We start from the raw sequence: 22,092 nt of genomic DNA, 5'->3' as shown, positions 1-22,092 counted from the left end.
GATCTGCTGCATGCCGACAGGCTGACGCGACCCGCACCTCCTCCGCGGCGCACGAGAGCCCGCCGGTGGAGAACGTCCGCGTCGCGCGAGGTGGGGCCGAGGCGTCCCGCAGCGCGGTTCGTCGACCCCGTGGCGCGCCCGTCGGGGCGTTCCCGACCAAGCCCCGCGCCCGTCCGGGCGTTCCCGACCGTGCTGGTAAGTCAGGAGAATGCCGCCCACCGACCTCGACACGGCCTCGAACCGTGTCGGACTGCTGAGTTGCCGACCGGCAGGTGGTCCCTCGTGCCGGTCGAGCACGGCACGGATCGCACCGAGACGCCGACTCGTCACGGACCATTGAGCACCACGCGACCCCGAGCCTGGTCCGGTGGGCAACTCAGGAGAACGGCGACCAGGTGCGGCCCTGACTCCTCGCAGCCTGCCGATCGCCGGAGTTGCCGACACGACGCGCGGTGCCGGACACGCAGGAGGCGCAGCGCCGGACACGCAGGACGCGCGGCGCCGGACACGCAGGAGGCGCGGCGCCAGACCGCGGGAGGCGCAGCGCCAGACCGCAAGGAGGCGCGGGTCAGGTGACCCGCGCCTCCTGCGTCCCTGCTACACCAGGTCGTTCGACTCGAGCATCTCGGTGACGAGGGCGGCGATCGCGGACCTCTCGGAGCGGGTCAGCGTCACGTGACCGAACAGCGGGTGACCCTTGAGCGTCTCGATGACCGAGGCGACCCCGTCGTGCCGGCCGACGCGCAGGTTGTCGCGCTGCGCCACGTCGTGGGTCAGCACCACCCGCGAGTTCTGGCCGATGCGGCTCAGGACGGTCAGCAGGACGTTGCGCTCGAGGGACTGGGCCTCGTCGACGATCACGAAGGCGTCGTGCAACGACCGACCCCGGATGTGCGTCAGGGGCAGGACCTCGAGGATGCCCCGCTCGACCACCTCGTCGAGGACGTTCTGGGACACGATCGCTCCCAGCGTGTCGAAGACGGCTTGCGCCCACGGGTTCATCTTCTCGCCGGCGTCGCCCGGGAGGAACCCCAGGTCTTGGCCACCCACCGCGTAGAGCGGGCGGAACACCATGATCTTCTTGTGCTGCTGCTTCTCGAGGACGGCCTCGAGGCCGGCGCAGAGCGCGAGGGCCGATTTGCCCGTGCCGGCGCTGCCGCCCAGCGACACGATGCCCACCTCGGGGTCGAGCAGCAGGTCGATCGCGAGGCGCTGCTCGGCCGATCGACCGTGCAGCCCGAAGACGTCGCGATCGCCGCGGACGAGACGGGCCTCGCCGCGGGCGACCACGCGCCCCAGTGCCGAGCCCCGCTCCGAGTGCACGACCACCCCGGTGTTCACGGGGACGTCCGCGAGTGCGCGGACGGAGATCTTCTCGGACTCGTAGAACGAGGCCATCTGGTCGCTCGAGACGTCGATCGAGGTCTGCCCGGTGTACCCGCTGTCGACGACCTGTTCGGCCCGGTATTCTTCGGCGGCCAGTCCGATCGACGCGGCCTTCACCCGCAGGGGCAGGTCTTTCGAGACGACCGTGACGGCCAGCCCGTCGGCGGCGAGGTTCGACGCGACGGCGAGGATGCGCGAGTCGGCGTCGTTCAGTTGCAGGCCCGAGGGCAGCACCGACATGTTCGAGTGGTTCAGCTCGACCCGTAGGGAGCCCCCGTCACCCACGGCCACCGGGAAGTCGAGACGGTCGTGCTTCACGCGGAGGTCGTCGAGGAGGCGAAGGGCCTGGCGCGCGAAGTAGCCCAGCTCGGGGTCGTGACGTTTGCCCTCGAGTTCGCTGACGACGACGACGGGAAGCACCACGTCGTGCTCGGCGAAGCGGAAGAGCGCCTGCGGATCGGACAGCAACACCGAGGTGTCGAGCACGTACGTGCGTTGGGCGACCGACTGGTCACCCCCCGCGGTTGCTGCGGTGTTGCGTTCGGTTGAGGTGATGTTCGACGCGGTCACGACCACTCCGTCCTCGGGCGGCTGGGCACCCGGGTACCTTCGGCAGAGACGGCCGCGGAGCAGTTGCGAGGCGAACTTTCGTGGCCGTCTCGATCGGGCTCCTTGCCCGATGTGACGAACCTACGACGCGCCTCCGACATCCGCATCATCGACGCCACCGTGTCGTGTGACGATCAGGTGAACGACCCTCATGTGACGGTCGAGGGTGCAGCGCGCGAGCCCCACCCCGCAGAGCGATCCCGCCTAGTAGAAGACGGTCGTGCCGAACGAGGTGAACGCACCCCGCAGCATCTCGAACGAATCGTCGCCCGTGGACACGTGCACGCTCAGCCGCACGGTCGTGTCCCGCACGGTGGCCGTGACCCCGTGGTTGATCAGTGCGGCCGTCAGCGTCGTCATCTGGTCGAGGGCGGGTTCGAGCACGACGATGCCGGCGCGCTCCGCCTCGTCGCGCGGCGAGACCACCGGCACCGCGAACTCGTCGGCGAGGTCGATCACCCGCGTGGCCCGCTCGGCCACGGCCCGCGAGACGGCGGCGACGCCCACGTCGGCGAGGTCCTCGAGGGCCGTGGCGAGGCGCGCCTGGGCGATGGGGTCGGGATTCGTCAACTGGAACGCCGCAGCACCCGGGCGGGTCGGCTGCCGTCCGTGGTACGAGCCGCCGAGGGTCAGGTCGCTCCCGGCGACACCGCTGAACACCGGGGTCAGGGCCGAGAGCGCCCGGTCGCTCAGGGCCAGGAAGCCCGTCCCCCACCCGGCGCGGACCCACTTCTGACCGCCCGACGCCACGACGTCGGCCACGGCGTAGGGCGCGTCGACCACACCGAACCCCTGGATCGCGTCGACGATCAGCAACCGGTCGCCGATCACCTGGCGGATGCCCTCGAGGTCCACCAGGTACCCCGTGCGGTAGTCCACCAGGCTGACGGCCACGGCGGTGACCGAGTCGGTGAGGTGACGCTGCACCACGGCCGGCGTGACCACGTCGTGGTCGAGGTCCATCCAGACCGGCTCGAGCACGCGCAGGGCCTCGGAGGAGCGGGTCGCCGCGACGGGCATGCTCGGGTAGTCGCGCGGCGACATGAGCACCTGCCCGGTGAGACCGAACAGCGTGTGCGTGAGCCCTTCGCTCGTGTTCGGCTGGAAGACGACGTGGTCGGGTGCGAAGCCGACGAGGGACGAGATCGCCCGTCCGACGCGACCGGCCTGCTCGGTCAGGGCGATCTCGGACCCGAAGCGGGCCCTCGCCTGCACCTCGACCAACGAGCGCTGCTCGTCGGCGACGGAGCTCGAGATGGGACCCCACTTCGCGAAGTCGAAGTATCCGGGCTCGTCGGTGAACCCCGAGGCGAGGTCGTCGATGGTCTTCACGGTGTTCTCCTAGGCGGCGGTGACTGGTCCACCGTAGTGCCGTCCGCGGTCCGCCGACCCGCGCCTCCTCGTCCGGTCCTCCGCGCGGGGCCGTGCGCGGGCGGCCCGCACGCGGCCGGCAACTCAGGAGAACGGCACACCAGAACCCCACCAGGAGGCGCGGCGCAGCCGGATTCCGGAGTCACCGACACCAGCCCCGTCACCGCGCGCACAGCCGGCAACTCAGGAGAACGACACACCAGAACCCCCTCAGGAGGCGCGGCGCAGCCGGATTCCGGAGTTGCCGACACCAGCCCCGTCAGTGCGTCGGCGGCCGCTCGGGCGTCAGCTGCCGTAGCGCCGGTGCCGAAGGGCGAAGTCGCGCACGGCCCGGAGGAAGTCGACCTCGCGCAGGTCGGGGTAGAAGGCCTCGACGAAGTAGAACTCGCTGTGGGCGCTCTGCCACAGCATGAAGTCGCTCAAGCGTTGCTCGCCCGACGTGCGGATCACGAGGTCGGGGTCGGGTTGGCCGCCGGTGTAGAGGTGGTCGGCGATGAGCTCGGGGGTGAGCACCTCGGCCAGGGCGTCGAGAGTGCCCCCCGCGGCGTCGTGCGCCCGCACGATGCTGCGCATGGCGTCGGCGATCTCACGGCGCCCGCCGTAGCCGACGGCGAGGTTCACGTGCAGCCCCGTCTTGTCGGCGGTCCGGGCCTGGGCCTCGCGGAGGGCCGAGCAGAGCGCCGGCGGCAGGTCGTCGGTCGCGCCGACGTGCTGCACGCGCCAGTCCCGCTGACGCGAGAGCTCGTCGGCGACGTCGCCGATGATGCCGAAGAGCTCGGTCAACTCGTCGGACTGTCGGTTGCCGAGGTTGTCGGCGGAGAGGAGGTACAGCGTGACCACCTTGATGCCGAGGTCGTCGCACCAGGTGAGGAACTCGCTGATCTTCGCGGCACCCGCGCGGTGCCCGTGGGCAGCGGTCTCGAGCATGCGCTGCTTGGCCCAGCGCCGGTTGCCGTCGACGATCATGGCGACGTGGTGCGGCAGCTCTTGACCGTCGAGGCTTCGGCGGATGCGGTTCTGGTAGAGGCCGTACAGGACTCCCCTGGCGAGGGGAGAGGGACGGCGCTTTTTCACAGGGCTACGGTAGCCCACGGCGGGCCGTCCACAGAGCCGAGGATTCTCAGCCCGCCTCCTCGGGCGCTCCCCTAGGCTCGGCCCCATGAGCAGCCACACCGACGGAGAGCGCGCGAGCCTCCGGGCCGACGAGGTCGACGGGGCCGACGGAGCCGACCGGGCAGACGGGGACGACATCCCGAACCTGCCGTTGCTCGACGACGCCCTCGCCTACCCCGGCATCGAGCGCAAACCGAGTTGGCGCGGCTGGATCCATGCGGCCACCTTCCCGGTCGCGATCGCGACCGGCGTGGTGCTCGTCGTCCTGGCGCAGGGCGTGGCGGCGACCTGGGCCTGTGCGGTCTTCATGACCACGTCGCTCCTGCTCTTCGGCATCTCGGCGACCTACCACCGCTTCCCGTGGAGCCCGAACGCGAAACGCTTCCTCAAGCGGCTCGACCACGCCAACATCTTCCTGCTGATCGCCGGCACCTACACGCCGATCGCGGTCATCGCCCTGCCGCCGTCGAAGGGCGTCACGCTGCTCGTGCTCGTCTGGACGGGCGCCGTGTTGGGCATCCTCTTCCGGGTGTTCTTCCTGAACGCGCCGCGGTGGTTGTACGTGCCGCTCTACGTCCTGCTGGGCGTCGGCGCCCTGGGCTTCATCGTCGACCTGCTCGAGGCGAACGTCGCGATGATGGTGCTCGTGCTGGTCGGCGGCGCGCTCTACATCGCCGGTGCCGTGTTCTACGGCATCAAGAGGCCGAACCCCGTCCCGGGGCACTTCGGATTCCACGAGCTGTTCCACACCATGACGGTGCTGGCGTACCTCTGCCACTGGACGGGCATCCTGCTCGTGGCCCTGGACCCGCCGACCTTCTAGCGCGAGGTCGCCCGAGCCGAGGAGGCCCGGGTCGCCACCCCGGCACCGGTCGCGTCGGTCACGAGTCGCGCTCGCGCCTCCTGCGGTCGCCGTCGTCGTCGAGGTCGCCCTCGACGGGGCGAGCCCGCCGATCGGCGTCTCCGGGGAGTTCCTCGTCGTCGAGTGCCGCGGCCGCCAGGGTCGCCTCGTCACGCTCGGCCTGGATGCGCTCGCGCACCTCGCCCCGGTACCGGGTGCGTCGGACCCGACGGGTCATGTCGACGACGATCAACACCGTCGCGACGGCGACGAACGCGATGGCGACGAAACCCCAGACGCCGGGCGTGACGGCCTCGTCGGGGATGGTCGACGGCGGCAGCGTCGGGTCGGGGGTCTGCGGCTGCGCCAGCAGACGGGCCGTGACCGCGACCACCGATTCGGAGAGCACGCTCATCGCTGCACCCCCACGAGACCGGTGTCGGGGTCGACGACCCCGGCGAAGAGGTCGACCTCGGGCAGGTCGGACCCGACGTTCGACTCGACGAGCTGGAAGTCCTCGGTGGGCCAGGCGGCGACCTGGAGGTCGTGGGGCCAGAAGAAGAACGCGCTGTCGAGCGGCACCTGGCTGGCGTGCGACCGAAGGGCGGCGTCGCGCACGGGGAAGAAGTCGGAGACCGGCACGCGGGTCGTGGCCAGGTCGGGCCGGTCGCTGAAGCGGGCCAGCATCTCGGTCAACGACTCGATGAGGGGCGACTCGGGGTCGCTCTCGCGCAGGTGGGTGATCATCGCGCCGATGCGTCCGGCACTGAACATGCGGTCGTAGTAGACCTTGTCGATCTGCCACGCGTCGCCGGTCGCCGGGTAGCGCTCGGGGTCGGAGGCGTCGCGGTAGGCCGCCATCGAGATCTCGTGCGTGCGGATGTGGTCGGGGTGCGGGTACCCGCCGTTCTCGTCGTAGGTCACCAGCACCTGCGGCTTGAACCGACGGATGATCGCGACGAGCGGCTCGGCGCTGATCTCGAGCGGGATGGTGGAGAACGAGTTGACCGCGACCGACTCGCCCTCGGCCGGCAGGCCCGAGTCGGCGTAGCCGAGCCACAGGTGGTCGATGCCCATCGCCGCCTGGGCGGCCGCCATCTCGTGCACGCGCAGGCCCGCGATGTCGCGCTCGGCGTGAGCTCGGGCCTCGAGCTGCTCGTTGAGGATCGACCCCTGCTCGCCGCCGGTGCAGCTGACGACGAGGACGTCGACGCCGAGGCTGCGGTAGTAGGCGTAGGTCGCCGAGCCCTTGCTGGACTCGTCGTCGGGGTGGGCGTGGACCGCCAGCAGGCGCAGGGTCAATTCTTCCTCGCAATGTGTGCCGGGCAGACGTTGCTACCCTGGGGACAGCTTAATCGGACGGAGATCCGCGTGACGTCCACGCCCCGTGTCACCTCGCCCTCGTCGCGCCTCGACGCACGGTACGGGCGTTCACCGCGGGGTCGGCGCAGGCGCCTCGTCGTGGGCCTGTCCGTCGCCGTCGCCTTCGTCGTCGTCTTCGCGGCGTGGGTCGTCTTCGCCGCCTTCGACGGGACCTCGTCCCAGCTCGAATCCGCCGACGTGGGCTACCAGGTCACCTCCGACCGGGCCGTCGAGGTCCAGTACACGGTCACCGCGGACACGGGCGAGGCGGTCGACTGTGCGGTCGAAGCCCAGAACAGCGGCTTCGCGGTCGTCGGCTGGAAGATCGTCCACCTGCCCGCCTCGGAGCGCCGTTCGGTGACCTACACGACCTCGCTCGCGACGTCGGAACGGGCGGTCACGGGCTTGATCTACCGGTGCTGGCTTCCCTAGACTGCTCGGAATCGCACGACGAGACCGGCCACTCGGCCGGTCTCCTTTTTTCGGTGGGCGACCTCGCCCCGGCTCCCGGCACCGCGCCTCCTCGGCTCGAGTCGCCCGACCGGGTTCGGCCGCCGCACGAAACGGAGACACCATGAGCACTGACAACGAGACCACCTGGCTCACGACGGACGCCCGCGACCGTCTGCAGGCCGAGCTCGACACCCTCAGCGGCGAGGGACGTCGCGAGATCGCGTCACGCATCGAAGCCGCCCGCGAAGAGGGCGACCTGAAGGAGAACGGCGGCTACCACGCCGCCAAGGACGAGCAGGGCAAGATGGAGGCGCGCATCCGTACGCTGATCAACCTGCTGAAGCACGCGACGGTCGGTGACTCGACGGCCGCCGACGGCATCGTCGGCCCCGGCACCGTCGTCACGGCGACCATCGCCGGCGACGAGAGCACGTTCCTGCTCGGCAACCGCGAGATCATCGCCGCCGGCAGCGACCTCTCGGTCTACAGCGAGACCAGCCCGCTCGGCCAGGCCATCAACGGGCTGAAGGTCGGCACGACGACCAGCTACACCGCCCCGAACGGCAAGGACATCTCGGTGTCGATCACGAACGTCGAGACCTACCAGCCGTAGGTCCGACGCCGAAGGCCCCCGCTCGAACGGAGCGGGGGCCTTCGTCGTCCCGGCCACGAGGGCCCGGACCCTCGACGGGGTGTCGGCAACTCCGGAATGCGGCGTCGTCCGCGGCAGTCCTGCGCCCGCGGACGGCCGTTCTCCTGAGTTGCCGACGGGGACACGGTGCCGTCAGGAGGCGCGGGGCACGTCTCGCGGAGTCGGCTCAGAAGTCGACGTTGGGCTCGTACCCGGCGTCGCGGAGCCGTTGCAGGACCTCTTCGACGTGGTCCGGCCCGCGCGTCTCGACGCTGAGCTCGAGTTCGACCTCGCTGATCTGGAGCCCGCGACCGTGGCGGGTGTGCAGCACCTCGACCACGTTCGCGTTGGCGTCGGACAGCACCTCGCTGACGCGGGTCAGCTGGCCGGGGCGGTCGGGCATGCCGATGCGCAGCTTGACGTAGCGGGCGGCGGCCGCGAGGCCGCGACCGATCACGCGCTCCATCATCAGCGGGTCGATGTTGCCGCCGCTGAGGATCACCACGGTCGTGCCGAGGTCACGCACCTGCTCGGTGAGGATCGCGGCGATGCCCACGGCACCCGCGGCCTCGACGACGAGCTTCGCGCGCTCGAGCAGCACGAGCATCGCCCGGGCCGTGTCGTCGTCGCTGACCGTGACGATCTCGTCGACCGTGTCGCGGATGATCTCGAAGTTGAGCACGCCGGGTTTCGCCACGGCGATGCCGTCGGCGATCGTGGGCTGGGCGTCGATGTCGGTCCGCACGCCGAGTTTCATCGAGACGGCGTACGGGGCGGCGTTGGCCGCCTGCACGCCGATGATGCGGACGTCGCGCCCGGTGCGTGCCGCGCTCTGCTTCAGGGCGCTGGCGACGCCGGCCGCCAGCCCACCTCCGCCAACGGGCACGATCACGGTGTCGACGTCGGGCACCTGTTCGAGGATCTCGAGCCCCAGCGTGCCCTGGCCCGCCACGACGTCGGCGTGGTCGAACGGGGGAATGAAGACGGCGCCGGTCGTGTCGGCGAACTCTTGTGCGGCTCGCAGCGACTGCTCGACCGTGTGCCCCCGGAGGACGACGTCGGCGCCGTAGTGCCGGGTCGCCTGCAACTTGGGCAGGGCCACGCCGACGGGCATGAAGATCGTGGCCACGATGCCGAGTTCACGGGCCGCCAGGGCGACACCCTGAGCGTGGTTGCCGGCCGACGCGGCGACGACCCCGCGCGCCTTCTCGTCGTCGCTCAGCTGGGTCAGGCGGTTGTAGGCGCCTCGGATCTTGTACGACCCGGTGCGCTGCAGGTTCTCGCACTTGAGGTGCACCCGCGAACCGAGCACCTCGGCGAGGTACTGCGAGGTCTCCATCGGGGTGACGCGGACGACCTGCGAGACGCGGTCGCGCGCCTCCTCGATCTCGACGAGGGTGGGACCGGCCAGGGTGCGTTCAGACATCGGTGAGGCCTCCGGGCTGCGTGACGTCGTGCTCGACGGGTCGCGGCTTCTCTCGCCACGTACCCCTCGCGACGTAGGTGATCATGACGTTCAGCACGGCCACGAACGGGACCGCGAAGAGGGCGCCGGGGATCCCGGCGACCAGGGTGCCGGCCGCGACGGCGAAGACGACGGCCAACGGGTGCACCTTGACGGCACTGCCCATGACGAACGGCTGCAACAGGTGCCCCTCGATCTGCTGCACGAGGATCACCACGGCGAGCATGAGCAGGGCCACGACCCAGCCGTTGTAGACGAGGGCGATGACGACGGCGACGGCTCCGGTCGCGACGGCGCCCACGACGGGCACGAACGACCCGAGGAAGACCGCGATGGCGATCGGTGCCACCAGGGGCAGGCCGAGGAAGAGCGCCCCCAACCCGATGCCCACGGCGTCGACGAACGCGACGAAGATCTGCACCTTGACGAAGTTGGTCAGGGTGAGCCAGCCCGCGCGGCCCGCCCCGTCGATCGCCGGGTGCGAGGCCCGGGGGAAGAGCCGGACGACCCACCGCCAGATCTCGGCCCCGCCGACGAGCACGAAGATCGTCGCGAAGAGCCCCAGCACGAGCCCGGCAGCGACGTGACCCGCGGTCGACCCGACCGAGAGCGCACCGCGCACGAGCGGCTGACTGTCTTGCTGGACGGCCGCCACCGCGTCGGACACGTACCCGTTGATCTGCGCCTCGGTGAGGTGCAACGGCGAGGTGAGCAGGAAGTCCTTGAAGTCGCCGTAGGAGGCGATCGAGCGATCACGCAACGAGGGCCAGCCGTCGACGATCTGGAGGACGACCAGGACGACGAGGCCCGAGACCACGACGAGGAACCCCACCAGGACGGACACGACCGCCAACCACTTGGGCCAGCGGTGCCGCTGCAGCCACCCCGAGAGCGGGACGAGCAGCGCAGAGATCAGCAGGGCCACCAAGAAGGGGATGACGATGACCCGCAGCTGGGTGATCGACCAGATGACGACGCCGGCCACGGCCACGATCACCAGGATGCGCCAGGACCAGGCCCCGGCGATGACCATGCCCCGCGGCACCGACGGATCGGCGACGACACCGGCCGCGCGACCGGTCGTGACGTCGCCCTGCACCTCGTCGCCGCGCGTGGGGCGGTTCCGCCAGATCATCGCGTCAGTTTATGGCCCTGCGGGGCCGGTCACCTACCCCTCCACATGCCGGTGCACGCATGTGTCGACGAGGACCAGGCGACACCAGGAGGCGCGGCGCGCGTCGGTGGCCGTCGCTACAGTCGTCCGCGTGCCCCGTCAGCAGCTCTCCCCCGCCCAGGCCCGTCGCGTCGCCTTGGCGGCGCAGGGCTTCGGGAGGCCCGTCGACGGCCCTGCCCGCCCGGGGACGCGGCAGCTGAACGGCCTCGTCGATCGCCTCGGCCTGCTGCAGATCGACTCGGTGAACGTGTTCGAGCGCAGCCACTACCTGCCCGCGTTCGCACGACTGGGCGCGTACGACCGCGCGACCCTCGACCGCCTCACCTTCGCTCCCCGTGGGCGGTACGTCGAGTACTGGGCCCACGAGGCCGCCATCGTCCCGGTGTCGACCTGGCCCCTGTTGCGGTGGCGCATGCGCGACTACGACGCGAAATGGCGGGGGGACGCCTCCTCGTGGCTGTCGACGAGTCCGCGCATGGAACGCTGGCTGCTCGACGAGATCCGCGACAAGGGGCCGCTGCCGGCCAGCCTGGTCGAGGCCGACGCCGCCCTCTTCCCCCAGCCCGACCGGACGGGCCCGTGGTGGGGGTGGGGTGACGTGAAGCGCGGCCTCGAGTCGCTGTTCCGCACGGGCGCCCTGGTCAGTGCCGGTCGCCGTCGGTTCGAGCGCGTCTACGCGCTGCCCGAACAGGTGCTGTCGGCCGAGGTCCTGGCCGTCGACGTCGACCGTCACGAGGCCCACCGGCGCCTCGTCGCCCACGCGGCCCGCGCCTCCGGGGTCGCGACGGCCGCCGACCTCGCCGACTACTTCCGCCTCAAGGCCGCCGACGTCGTACCCGCCCTGCGCGAGCTCCACGACGACGGTGTCGTCGAACCCGTGGACGTGGCGGGTTGGGGTGCGACCGCGTGGCTGCACCGTGACGCCCGCGTACCCCGTCGGCTCGAGGCCGACGCCGTGCTGTCACCGTTCGACCCCGTCGTCTGGCACCGGCCCCGGGCGGAACGCCTCTTCGACTTCCGCTACCGCATCGAGATCTACACCCCGCGCGAGAAACGCGTGCACGGCTACTACGTCCTCCCCGTCCTGCAGGACGACCAGCTGGTGGGGCGGGTCGACCTCAAGAGCGATCGTCAGGCGGGCGTCCTGCGGGTGCAGGCGGCATGGCTTGAGCGCGACCTCCCCGTCGACGTCGAGCGGCTCGTGACGACGCTGCGCCGGGCGGCCGCCTGGCAGGGACTGGACGCCGTCGAGGTGCTCGATCGGGGCGACCTGGCGGGCCGACTCCGCACGGTGCTGACCGGCCGGGCCGACGCGGCCGGCCCGGCCGACCCCCTCGGTTAGAAGGTCCCGGCGTTCTGTCGCAGCCGCTGGATGCGATCGGCGAGCGGAGGGTGCGTGCTGAAGAGTCGGTCCATCACGCCGGGCTTCATCGGATCGCTGATCCAGAGGTGCGACATCGAGGTGTTCTGCTGCCGCATGGGCCGCCCCTGGGCACCGAGCTTCTCGAGGGCTCGGGCGAGACCCTCGGGGTACCGCGTCGTCAACGCCCCGGTGGCATCGGCGAGGTACTCGCGCTGACGCGAGACGGCCGCCTGGACACCTGCTGCGGCGAGAGGGGCGATGATCATGGCCACCAGACCGAGCACCAGGAAGACGGGGTTCCCGCCGCCCCCACCGTTGTTGTTCGAGTTGCGGTTCCCCCCTGACAACGCGCTGAAGAACGACATGCGCAACAGGATGTCGGCCAGGAAGCCCACGGCCACGACGAGGCCGAACACCATGGTCGACACACGGATGTCGTAGTTCTTCACGTGACCGAGCTCGTGAGCCATGACGCCCTGGAGCTCGCTGTCGTCCATGATCTCGAGCAGGCCGGTCGTGGCGGCGACCACGGCGTGTTCCGGGTCGCGGCCCGTGGCGAAGGCGTTGGGGGCCGGATCGACCACGACGTAGACCTTGGGCATCGGCATGCCCATCGTGATGCTGAGGTTCTCGACCGTGCGGTACAACCGCGGAGCCGTCACACCGTCGACCTGCTGGGCGTTGCTCATCGAGAGCGCCTGCCCGCTGGCCGCGAAGTACTGGATCACGGCGTACACCGCGGCACCACCGAGAACCAGGAAACCGATCGACCCGTTGTTCCAGATGGCGCTCGCGGCGAACCCGAGGGCCCCGACGATCACCAGGAAGATCAGGACGATGAAGACGGTGTTGCGCTTGTTGCGCGAGATCGCGGAGTACACGGTGTCGAGGACGACTCGGGCTGGATCAGAACTGGACGCGCGGCGGTTCGGCGATCGCCGACGGCTCGGAGACTTCGAAGAAGTCCCGCTCGCTGAAGCCGAGCCGCTTCGCGAAGAGGGAGTTGGGGAAGACGCGGTTCTTGGTGTTGAACTCGCGGACGCCGCCGTTGTAGAAGCGGCGCGCGGCTTGGATCTTGTCCTCGGTGTCGACCAGCTCGGACTGCAACTGCAGGAAGTTCTGGCTCGCCTGGAGCTGCGGGTAGGCCTCGGCCACGGCGAAGATGCTCTTCAGGGCGGTCTGCATGTGCCCTTCGGCAGCCGACGCCTCGGCCGGTGTGCCCGCTCCGATGGTCTCGGCACGGGCCGCCGTCACGTTCTGGAAGACGGACGATTCGTGCGAGGCGTATCCCTTGACCGCCTCGATGATGTTGGGGATCAGGTCGGCCCGGCGTTTGAGCTGGATCGTGATGTCGCTCCACGCCTCGTCGACGCGCACCTTCAGGGTCACCAACGAGTTGTAGGTGGCCCAGAGGTAGATGCCGATGATGACCGCGAGCAGGACGATGATCCCTGCTGCTACCAAGATGCCGATCGTGGCCGGTTGCATGACGTGTCACTCCTAGGTGGTGGACCGATGACGGCGGGCGCCGGATGGTCGCCCGCGACCGGGGTCGGGTCGTCGGGAGTCCGTTGGACACTATAAATGCGCTGCATGTGGGGTCCCTGCCCGTCGGGTGATCTCGAAGCAGACTCCCGAGGAGGGCCCGACCGGGCATCTCCCCCGCACGACTCCCCCGCACAACGGATTGACTTGTACCCCGCGAACGTGCTGAATGGGTGACAGTGTTCGAGCCGCCGACCCTGCGTCCCCCGCGTCCGTCGACCCCCGTCGACGGACGGCTCGTGGTCGAGCCGCGACACGGACGACGTGTCGCCTCGACCCTCGCGACGGTCGTGCTGGGTCTCTCGCTCGCCCTGACGGGCGGAGTCGGCGCGCTCGCCGCGGGCAGCCCGTCGGGTACTCCCGCACCCGGCCCGTCGCTCGGCCAGTCCCCTCCCGGTCCGGTCGCACCCACGATCGGCGACGTCGGAGACCGGGACGTGAACGCCGTCGTGGTCGGCGGGACCGGCACGCCCGGAGCCACCGTGAGGGTGCTCGACCCCCGCGTCCCCAGTCGAGCCCTCTGCGAGGTCATCCTGCCCACCGGTGACCCGGCCGGCGTCCCCTGGTCGTGCCCGGTGACGCTGGAGGACGGTGCCGACCAGACCCTCACGGTCCGAGACGTGACGAATGCCGCCGTGGTCGACGACGCCGTCAGCGCTCCGTTCTCGGTGCTCGGCCCGCCCACGGTCCAGGGAGGACCCGCCGTCGGTGGCAAGGTCGCGGGCACCGCTTTCCCCGGTGCCCGCATCACCGTCGGCGGGGGCGCGGCACCGGTCTCGGCGACGGCCGACGACGCCGGGGCCTGGTCGGCCGTGCTCCCGTCGGCGACCTGGCCGACCGGCCGGTACACGGTCACGGCGTCCCAGTCCTCGGACTCCGTTCCCGCCGTGCCCCGGTCCTCCCTCTCCACCGGCGTCACCGTCACGATCGACCGCGACCCACCCGCCCCGCCGGCCGTGCTCTCGCCCCGGGCCGGCGAACGGGTCGCCTCGCAACCGCTCACCTTCTCGGGGACGGGAGAAGACGGCGCGACCGTCACCGCCTACGTCGACAGCACCCCCGCCTGCCAGGCCACGGTCTCCGGCGGCGCATGGGCCTGCACGTCGTCCGATGCCGCCCTCGCCGATGGCGAGCACGTGGTCCAGGCCGCCCAGATCGACCCGTCGGTGAACGTCGGGCCGCCCAGCGCGGGCATCTCGATCACGGTGACGTCGTCGGCCGCGCAGCCCGCGCCTCCTTCGTCCTCGGCCGCTCCGGCACCGACGGCGGCGCCCGGCGCGTCCGGGGGCGCCGTCCCCTCCGAGCCGTCTCCCGGGGCGCCCGGAGCCCCGGGGCCCGGTGACGGGCCGGGAGGCGCTCCCGGTGGCGTCGGCGAGGTACCACCCGAAGCCTCCACACCGACGGCGGACTCCTGGGCGGCCGCGACGACGTTCGGTCGCGACATGCCGTCCCTCGGCCGGACGATGACCGGGTCGGGATGGTTGATCGCTCTCGGCCTCGCAGCCGCGTTCGTGCTGCTCGTCGTCGCCCCGGCACGTCTGCTGGCCACGGCGATGCGAGGTCGCCTCGCGCCGCGCGCCCCGCGGCTCACCGGCCGGAACCGTCGTCGGGAACTCCCGACCTCGTTCTCGACCGCCACACTCGACCCGCGCCTCGCCGCCGTGCTGACCATCGCGGCCGGAGCCGCCGTGGTCGGGCTGGCGGCCGGCCTCGACGACGAGGTCCGCTACGCACGCCTGTTCGCCGGGATCGTCGTCGGAGTCGCCCTGGTCAACGTGCTCGCGGTCGTCGTCCCCACCCTGGTGATGGGGCGTTCCCCGGACCGCGAGACGCGCATCCGCATGTCACCGCGCCTCCTCCTCGTCGCCGTCGTCGCCTGCGCGGTGACGCGGTCGCTCGGCCTGGACCCGCCCCTCGTGCTCGGGGTGGTGCTCGTCGGGAACCTCGCCGCAGCGCCCCGGTCGGAGGCGCACCACGGCCGGACCGGCGAGGTGGGCGATCGCGAGGCAGGGCTGCTCGCGCTCCTCCAGGTCGCCGCCCTGGTGGTCGTGTCGGCCGGAGCCTGGGCCGTCCACGGCGCCCTCCCCGCCACCGGTGGGTTCATCACCGAGCTGGCCCTCGAGACGAGCGCGACGGTCTGCCTGACCGGGCTCGGATCGCTCGTGCTCGCGCTCGTGCCGGTGGGCTCCCTGCCGGGTCGACGCCTCTGGGCCTGGTCGCGCCCGCTGCACGTGGCGCTCACGGTCGTCGGCGTCACGGCGGCCGCCGCCGTGCTCACGGGCGGCTCGTCGTCCTTCCCGATCGGAGGCGCGGTCGTGGCCGCCGCCGTGACCGCGGGCCTCTGCGTCGCGGCCTGGCTCTGGACGTCGTTCGTCGAGATCGACACCGACGACGCCTGACCTGACGCGCCTCCGTCGCCGGCCGTCCCGACTGCGGTCCACGCGACGGCGGTCGGGGCTGCGGCGGTCGGGGCGGCGGATGTCGCGCGGACGGCTGCCAGGCCGTCGGGCTGCCGGTGGTCCCGGTCTTGCCGCATTGCCTGCCGCCGTCGTCACCGTCGGCGTCGTCGGCAATTCAGGAAACCGACGCACGAACGGACGGAACCGGCCTGCCGATCCTCCGATCTCCTGAGTTGTCGACGTAGAGCAGGGCAGGGCTAGGCAGGGCAGACGGAGCAGGGCAGGGACAGGGCGGAGCGGGGCAGAGCGCGGCGGAGCGGAACACGCGGGCGGACGGCGCGCGACAGGGGCCGAGGCGATGCGGCCATACGGCGGACGCGACCGCCGGCCGGACGCGTGAAGTCGGCAACTCAGGAGAACGACGCCGGAACGCGCGCGACGTGCCCCGGAGCACGCCGATCTCCTGAGTTGCCGACGATGCTCGCGCGGTGCGGGCAACCGGGCGGCCGGGCGCTCTGGCTGGCAGAGCTGGCGGGGCTACGGGGTGGGAGCGGACGAGCGGGCGCGCGGGCTGGGGCCCACGCGAGAGCAGGAGGCGCGGGCAAGAGCTGGAGGCGCGGGCGAGGGCGAGGGGCCTAGGCGCGAGCAGGAGGCGGGGGCGAGAGCAGGAGGCGCGGGCGAGGGGGCGGGGCCTACGCGAGAGCAGGAGGCGCGGCGGGGTCGACAGCGAGGCGCTTGCGTTCCGTAGGGGCCCGGCCGCGATCGGCACCGAGCGCCGGGGCAGACGCCACCTCGCCACCTCGGGCGGCACGTGACCTGGCAGGGAGGGGCGGCACGTGCCCCCGCAGGGACTCGAACCCTGACTGAAGCGATTTTAAGTCGCCTGCCTCTGCCGATTGGGCTACGGGGGCCCGAGCGACCAGCCTACGAGAAGCGGACGCCCGCCACGCTGCAGGCAGCGGGCGGGCGTCTCGGACGTACTCGAGGGTCACTCGGAGGCGGGCACCCCGTCGGTCACCGCGGTCTCGCCGGTGATCTCCTACTTGGCGGCGGGCTTGCGCGCGGGCGCCTTGCGAGGAGCACCGGTCGCTGCCTCGCCGACCTCGGCCGTGCCCTTCTTGGCCGTTCCGTCGTCCTCGACCGGGTTCGCGTACGCGGGCCCCGCCTCGCCGGCGGGCTGGCCGGCACCGACGGATGCGGGCGCGGGAGCCTCGGCGGGCGTCTCGACGGCCGCCTTGGGACGCGAGGCGAACTCTTCGAAGGCCGCCCGGGGACGCTCACGGTTGTCGAGCGAGACGATGTCGCGTCCCAACCAGAAGTTGTTCCACCAACCGCCGACGACGCGGAACTTGCGCTCGAAGGAGGGCATCGCCATGCCGTGGTACCCGCGGTGGGCGGCCCAGGCCGGGAAGCCCTTCATGGCGAACTTGCCGCTCTGGAAGACGCCGACGTTGAGCCCCAGGCCGGCGACGGCTCCGAGGTTCTCGTGCTTGTAGTCGACGAGTCCTTCTCCGCGGAGCGAGGCGACGATGTTCTTCGCGAGACGCTTGCCCATGCGGACGGCGTGCTGGGCGTTCGGCACGCAGAAGCCGCCCACGCCCTTCCCGGTGAGGTCGGGTGTGGCGGCGACGTCACCACAGGCCCAGGCGTCGGGAACGACGGTCTCACCGTCGACGATGCGCAGGTCGGCCTTGACGGTGATGCGTCCGCGCTGTTCGAGCGGGAAGTCGGTGCCGCGGACCATCGGGTTGGCCATGACGCCGGCCGTCCAGACGATGAGGTCGGACTCGAACGACTCGCCCGTGGACAGTTCGATCTTCCCGCCGACCGCAGACTGCAGCTGCGTGTCGAGGTGGACCGTCGCGGCGCGTTCGGCGAGGTTCTTGAGCACCCAGTGGCTCGTCTCGAGCGAGACCTCGGGCATGATGCGGCCCATCGCCTCGACGAGGTGGAAGTGCGTGTCGTCGATGGTGAGGTCGGGGTAGTTCTTGAGCAGGTCGCTGGCGAAGCTGCGCAGCTCGGCGAAGACCTCGATGCCGGCGAAGCCACCGCCGACCACGACGACCGTGAGCAGGCGGTCGCGCTCGGGACCGGCCGGCAGGTTGGCGGCCTTCTGGAAGTTCGTGAGCACCTTGTCGCGGATCGCGGCGGCCTCTTCGATGGTCTTGAGGCCGATGGCCTCGTCGGCGACGCCCGGGATCGGGAAGGTGCGGGACACGGCGCCGGCCGTCATCACGATCTGGTCGTACTGCATCGTCCACGCGTCGCCCACCTCGGGCGTGATCGTGGCGGTCTTCGAGGCGTGGTCCACGCCGGTGACCTTGGCCGTGACGACGTTCGTCTTCTTGAGGTGGCGTCGGAGGGCGACGACCGCGTGGCGCGGCTCGATCGACCCGGCGGCGACCTCGGGCAGGAACGGCTGGTACGTCATGTAGGGCAGCGGGTCGACGATCGTGACCTCGGCCTCACCCGCGCGCAACCACTTCTCGAGCTTCCAGGCAGTGTAGAAACCGGCGTAGCCGCCGCCGACGATCAGGATTTTGGGCACGGCGAATGTCTCCTTGAGGTGGGGGTGTCGCAGACGACCTTACCCCGAGCGCCGCGCACGCCTGAACTGGCGGACCGCCCCGACGGCGACGAGGACGGCCGCTCCCCCGAAGACCGTGAGGACGATCAACGGGATGCCCGTCGACCTCATGGTCTCGACCGTGGGCAGCAGGACCGCCAACGGCTGACCCGGATCGGTCACCGGTGTCGGCACGGGGGCCTCGACGGTCGGGTTCGTCGCCTGCGCCGACGGCGCCGGCACGTCCGCCCGCCGGTGCACCCGGATCCACTCGGCCAGGTCGCCCATGGGGTTCTCGGCGACCGTCGGCACCGAGGCCGTGACGGCCGCGGCCGCGTCGACGAGGCCGTGCCCGTACAGCGGGTCGGGTGTCGTGGCGCCCTTCGGCGTGGCCGTCGCGACGACGCGGTTGATGACGTCGTCGGCGTCGAGCTCGGGATGGGCACTGCGCACGAGGGCGACGATGCCCGCCACGAGGGGCGTGGCACCGCTCGTGCCGCTCCAGCTGTAGTGGACGTCACCGGGACCGACACCCACGAGGTCCTCGCTCGGGGCGGCCACACCGATCGTGATGCCCTGGCTCGACGCGTCGAAGCTCGCCGTGCCCTGGCGATCCACACCGGCGACGGTGAGGACGCCCGGCATGGTCGCGGGCGCGCCGACCTCGGTCGTGCCGCTGCCGCGGTTGCCGGCCGCCGCGACGACGACGACGTCGTGCTGCATGGCGTAGAGGAAGGCGTCGTCCCAGCTGGTCGGCCAGTCGAGCGTGTTGCGGGTCAGGGACATGTTGATGACGTCCGCCCCGGCGTCGACCGCCCAGCGCACCGCCCGGGCGATCTGGTCGTCGGAGTCCACCGCCGACGAGCCGAAGCCCACCGACACCGAGAGCAGGTCGGCCTCGGGCGCGACGCCGATCACGCCGTCGCCGGACCCGGTGCCACGGCCGGCGACCATCGATCCGACCAGCGTGCCGTGGTTCGGGTCGTCGCCGACGGGCGTCTGACCGTCGGCCGAGCCGAGCCCCGACACGTCGGTGCCGCCGACGACGACGCCCTGGAGTTCACGCACCGACGAATCGACGCCGGTGTCGATCACGGCCACGGTCGTCCCCGCCCCCCGTGTGGTCTGCCACGCCCGCTGGATGCCGTAGTCGGCGAGCCAGTACTCGGCATCGCGGACCTGGTCGGCCGATGCGGCCGACGCCGGCACGACGGCAGCGACGAGGGCCCCCAGCACGATCGCCACCACGAACCCCCCGGAACGGCGCACGCGCGTCAGGCTCCCCCACCGATCTCGGGCGAGGCGGCGGCCTGCTGGTCGTCGGCCAGGAAGTCGGGGCACCGGCACACGTCGGGACTCCACGACGCCCGCTCGAGGGCGAGGTCGCCGAAGGGGTTGACCCCCGGCCCGGCCGCCAGCGAGTGACCGACGAGGGCGTGCAGGCACTTGACCCGCTCGGGCATGCCACCCGCCGTGACGTGGTCGATCTCGTCCACGTGCTCGATGCCCTCGCGGTCGGCCAGGTACGCCTCGTGCGCGGCGTGGTATCGGCTTCGCAACTCGGGGTCGGACTCGAGGAGCTCGGTGAACTCGGCCATCACCCCGGTGGCCTCGAGGGTCGACACGGCAGCCGTGGCACCGGGGTGGCACAAGTAGTAGAGCGTGGGGAAGGGCGTGCCGTCGGTCAGCCGCGGTTTCGTCGCCACGACGGTGGGTGCGCCGCAGACGCAGCGCGCGGCGATGCCGATGACGTCGCGCGCGGGCCGCCCGAGCTGGGCGGTCACGACACGGACGTCGTGGTCGGTCACGGGGTCGAAGGGGGGCGTGGTCACGGCGTGCCACCTGTCTGCTCGGAGGTCGGGGCGGGCACCTGGCTGCCGCTGATGTCGGGGGCGACGAGTTCGGTCGCGGGCTCGTCGCTCAGCCCGGCGTCGAGCACCGAGGCCGTCATCGCCGCCACCCAGTCGACCTGGGGCGTCTGGAGCGAGTCGCTGATCGACGTGCCGGTGCCCGGAGCCGTGCCGGGCGCCTGGGCCGCGTCGTCGCCCATCACGAGGTAGCTGTACTCACCCGGGTAGACGTAGAGCAGGCGGTCGCGTGCCTGGGCCTCGATGTACGCCGGATCGCTCCATCGCGCGACGTCTTCTTTCAACTCGTCGACGGACTGCTCTTGCTGCCGGACGTCGTCCTGGAGGGCCGCGATCTGTTGCTGCTGCTGCACCAGGGTGCGCAGCGAGGGCGCGAGGATGACGACGAACATGACCAGGATGACCAGCATGAGCACGCTGAACCCCGAGAACCGGATCGACCGCAGCCAGTGGCCCGTCGGCGTCTCGCCGGTCGGCAGGGTCACCGGCACACGGCGGTTCGCGGTCTCACGGGGCATGGGACGAGCCTAAAGGACGTCTCTGGGGAACGACGGAGGCCCGCCCCGCACGAGCAGGACGGGCCCCGAGGAGGCGCGGGTCGCGTCAGGCGGAGAAGCGCGGGAAAGCGCTGTACCCGGCGTAGACCGCGGCGTCGCCGAGCTCTTCCTCGATGCGGAGGAGCTGGTTGTACTTCGCCACGCGCTCGCTGCGGGCGGGGGCACCGGTCTTGATCTGGCCGGCGTCGGTCGCGACGGCGAGGTCGGCGATCGTGGTGTCCTCGGTCTCACCCGAACGGTGCGAGAGGACCGTCGTGTAGCCGCTGCGCTGGGCGAGCGCGACGGCGTCGAGCGATTCGGTCAGCGTGCCGATCTGGTTGACCTTCACGAGGATCGAGTTGGCAGCTCCGGCCTTGATGCCCTTGGCGAGTCGCTCGGGGTTCGTGACGAACAGGTCGTCGCCGACGATCTGCGTCTTCGAGCCGATCTCGCTCGTCAGGTGGGCCCAGCCCTCCCAGTCGTCCTCGTCGAGCGGGTCCTCGATGGTGACGAGGGGGTACGACGCGACGAGGTCGGCGTAGTAGTTCGCGAGGAAGGCCGAGTCGCGCTTCTCGCCCTCGAAGGTGTAGCTGCCGTCCGCGTAGAACTCGCTCGAGGCCACGTCGAGACCCAGGGCGAGGTCCTTGCCCGGGGTGAAGCCGGCCTTGGTGATGGCCTCGACGAGCAGGTCGAGCGCGGCGCGGTTGCTGTCGAGGTTCGGCGCGAAGCCACCTTCGTCGCCCAGACCGGTCGAGAGGCCCTTGGCCTTGAGCTCGCTCTTGAGGGCGTGGTACGTCTCGGCACCCCACTGCAGCGCCTCGGCGAACGAGGACGCGCCGACCGGCAGGATCATGAACTCCTGGATGTCGACGTTGCTGTCGGCGTGCGAACCGCCGTTGATGACGTTGAGCATGGGGACGGGCAGCGTGTGCGCGTTCGGCCCGCCGAGGTAGCGGAAGAGGGGCAGGTCGGCCGAGTCGGCCGCCGCCCGGGCCACGGCCAGCGAGACGCCGAGGATGGCGTTCGCGCCGAGACGCTTCTTGTTGTCGGTGCCGTCGAGTTCGATCATGGCCTGGTCGATCAGGCGCTGGTCGGTGGCGTCGAGCCCCTCGACCTCGGGGCCGATCTCGTCGATCACGGCGGCGACGGCCTTGAGCACGCCCTTGCCGAGGTAACGGCTCTTGTCGCCGTCACGGAGCTCGTAGGCCTCGAAGGCCCCGGTCGATGCACCCGAGGGGACGGCCGCACGCGACACCGTGCCGTCCTCGAGCAAGACCTCGACCTCGACGGTGGGGTTGCCCCGCGAGTCGAGGATTTCGCGGGCGCCTACGGCGTCGATTGCTGCCACTGGAGAGCTCCTTAGTAGTCGTTCGTCTGGGGACGCGAGGTCCGCGGCCCAGCTTAGCCGCG

General features: G+C 71.2%; 19 protein-coding genes and 1 tRNA gene. 5 read left to right on the top strand and 15 right to left on the bottom strand.

Going from position 1 to position 22,092, the window contains the following annotated elements; all coding sequences use genetic code 11:
* Positions 1-597: 597 nt before the first annotated feature.
* The 3 genes from phoH2 to QRN23_RS04435 form a co-directional block, all read right to left on the bottom strand.
* Positions 598-1,941, bottom strand: coding sequence for an RNA 5'-3' helicase PhoH2 (phoH2, locus tag QRN23_RS04445; protein WP_285062780.1), 1,344 nt, complete (start codon positions 1,939-1,941; stop codon positions 598-600).
* Positions 1,942-2,199: 258 nt separating this feature from the next.
* On the bottom strand, positions 2,200-3,327 hold the full coding sequence (locus QRN23_RS04440; protein ID WP_056048799.1) for an aminotransferase class V-fold PLP-dependent enzyme: 1,128 nt from the start codon (positions 3,325-3,327) through the stop codon (positions 2,200-2,202).
* 324 nt (positions 3,328-3,651) lie between these two features.
* Positions 3,652-4,440, bottom strand: a complete 789-nt coding sequence (locus tag QRN23_RS04435) for an isoprenyl transferase (RefSeq protein WP_043597826.1) — start codon at positions 4,438-4,440, stop codon at positions 3,652-3,654.
* Between the two features lie 85 nt (positions 4,441-4,525).
* Between QRN23_RS04435 and trhA the strand changes: the two genes are divergently transcribed.
* Entirely contained in the window at positions 4,526-5,302 is a 777-nt protein-coding gene (gene trhA, locus QRN23_RS04430; RefSeq protein ID WP_277959140.1) for a PAQR family membrane homeostasis protein TrhA, read from the top strand.
* Between the two features lie 58 nt (positions 5,303-5,360).
* Here the strand turns inward: trhA and QRN23_RS04425 are convergent, their stop codons facing one another.
* Positions 5,361-5,735 (bottom strand): hypothetical protein, encoded by a 375-nt coding sequence (locus tag QRN23_RS04425; RefSeq protein ID WP_277959139.1) that lies wholly within the window; start codon positions 5,733-5,735, stop codon positions 5,361-5,363.
* Positions 5,732-6,622, bottom strand: a complete 891-nt coding sequence (gene mca, locus QRN23_RS04420; protein WP_192122780.1) for a mycothiol conjugate amidase Mca — start codon at positions 6,620-6,622, stop codon at positions 5,732-5,734. Before mca ends, QRN23_RS04425 begins: the two co-directional genes overlap by 4 nt.
* 12 nt (positions 6,623-6,634) lie before the next feature.
* On the opposite strand from mca, the gene QRN23_RS04415 reads away from it, so the two are divergent.
* Together QRN23_RS04415 and greA are read left to right on the top strand one after the other, a co-directional pair.
* Positions 6,635-7,114 carry a DUF4307 domain-containing protein gene (locus QRN23_RS04415; RefSeq protein ID WP_082460587.1) on the top strand — a complete coding sequence of 160 codons (480 nt, stop codon included), beginning with the start codon at positions 6,635-6,637 and terminating at the stop codon, positions 7,112-7,114.
* Between the two features lie 142 nt (positions 7,115-7,256).
* On the top strand, positions 7,257-7,748 hold the full coding sequence (greA, locus tag QRN23_RS04410) for a transcription elongation factor GreA (protein WP_056048805.1): 492 nt from the start codon (positions 7,257-7,259) through the stop codon (positions 7,746-7,748).
* A gap of 205 nt (positions 7,749-7,953) precedes the next feature.
* Here the strand turns inward: greA and ilvA are convergent, their stop codons facing one another.
* Both ilvA and QRN23_RS04400 read right to left on the bottom strand, forming a co-directional pair.
* Positions 7,954-9,192, bottom strand: coding sequence for a threonine ammonia-lyase (gene ilvA / locus QRN23_RS04405; protein ID WP_056048808.1), 1,239 nt, complete (start codon positions 9,190-9,192; stop codon positions 7,954-7,956).
* Complete coding sequence (locus QRN23_RS04400; RefSeq protein ID WP_192122782.1) at positions 9,185-10,366, bottom strand: AI-2E family transporter; 1,182 nt, start codon at positions 10,364-10,366, stop codon at positions 9,185-9,187. The genes ilvA and QRN23_RS04400 overlap by 8 nt, the downstream gene beginning before the upstream one ends.
* A 130-nt stretch (positions 10,367-10,496) precedes the next feature.
* On the opposite strand from QRN23_RS04400, the gene QRN23_RS04395 reads away from it, so the two are divergent.
* Positions 10,497-11,747, top strand: coding sequence for a winged helix-turn-helix domain-containing protein (locus QRN23_RS04395; RefSeq protein WP_285062712.1), 1,251 nt, complete (start codon positions 10,497-10,499; stop codon positions 11,745-11,747).
* Here the strand turns inward: QRN23_RS04395 and QRN23_RS04390 are convergent.
* A complete protein-coding gene (locus QRN23_RS04390; RefSeq protein WP_056048814.1) occupies positions 11,744-12,649 on the bottom strand; it encodes a M48 family metalloprotease in 906 nt (301 codons plus the stop codon). The genes QRN23_RS04395 and QRN23_RS04390 overlap by 4 nt on opposite strands.
* A gap of 25 nt (positions 12,650-12,674) precedes the next feature.
* A complete protein-coding gene (locus QRN23_RS04385) occupies positions 12,675-13,256 on the bottom strand; it encodes a LemA family protein (RefSeq protein ID WP_043597810.1) in 582 nt (193 codons plus the stop codon).
* A gap of 230 nt (positions 13,257-13,486) precedes the next feature.
* On the opposite strand from QRN23_RS04385, the gene QRN23_RS04380 reads away from it, so the two are divergent.
* Entirely contained in the window at positions 13,487-15,712 is a 2,226-nt protein-coding gene (locus QRN23_RS04380; protein ID WP_285062711.1) for an Ig-like domain-containing protein, read from the top strand.
* 837 nt (positions 15,713-16,549) lie between these two features.
* Here QRN23_RS04380 and QRN23_RS04375 read toward each other — a convergent pair.
* From QRN23_RS04375 to eno, 6 genes are all read right to left on the bottom strand, one after another.
* Positions 16,550-16,623: transfer RNA gene (locus tag QRN23_RS04375), tRNA-Leu, on the bottom strand.
* Positions 16,624-16,751: 128 nt separating this feature from the next.
* Entirely contained in the window at positions 16,752-18,260 is a 1,509-nt protein-coding gene (locus QRN23_RS04370) for an NAD(P)/FAD-dependent oxidoreductase (RefSeq protein ID WP_159827141.1), read from the bottom strand.
* A gap of 39 nt (positions 18,261-18,299) precedes the next feature.
* Positions 18,300-19,547 (bottom strand): S8 family serine peptidase, encoded by a 1,248-nt coding sequence (locus QRN23_RS04365; protein ID WP_056048819.1) that lies wholly within the window; start codon positions 19,545-19,547, stop codon positions 18,300-18,302.
* Positions 19,548-19,552: 5 nt separating this feature from the next.
* Positions 19,553-20,110, bottom strand: a complete 558-nt coding sequence (locus tag QRN23_RS04360) for a DUF501 domain-containing protein (protein WP_056048820.1) — start codon at positions 20,108-20,110, stop codon at positions 19,553-19,555.
* Positions 20,107-20,664 carry an FtsB family cell division protein gene (locus QRN23_RS04355; RefSeq protein ID WP_285062708.1) on the bottom strand — a complete coding sequence of 186 codons (558 nt, stop codon included), beginning with the start codon at positions 20,662-20,664 and terminating at the stop codon, positions 20,107-20,109. The genes QRN23_RS04360 and QRN23_RS04355 overlap by 4 nt, the downstream gene beginning before the upstream one ends.
* 85 nt (positions 20,665-20,749) lie before the next feature.
* On the bottom strand, positions 20,750-22,030 hold the full coding sequence (eno, locus tag QRN23_RS04350; protein WP_056048826.1) for a phosphopyruvate hydratase: 1,281 nt from the start codon (positions 22,028-22,030) through the stop codon (positions 20,750-20,752).
* Positions 22,031-22,092 lie beyond the last annotated feature (62 nt).

Origin of the sequence: Frigoribacterium sp. ME-P-080 (assembly GCF_030209595.1) — a bacterium.
GTDB lineage: Bacteria > Actinomycetota > Actinomycetes > Actinomycetales > Microbacteriaceae > Frigoribacterium.
The sequence above is the reverse complement of the archived record's forward strand: the minus strand, read 5'-3'. Positions and strand labels throughout refer to the sequence as shown.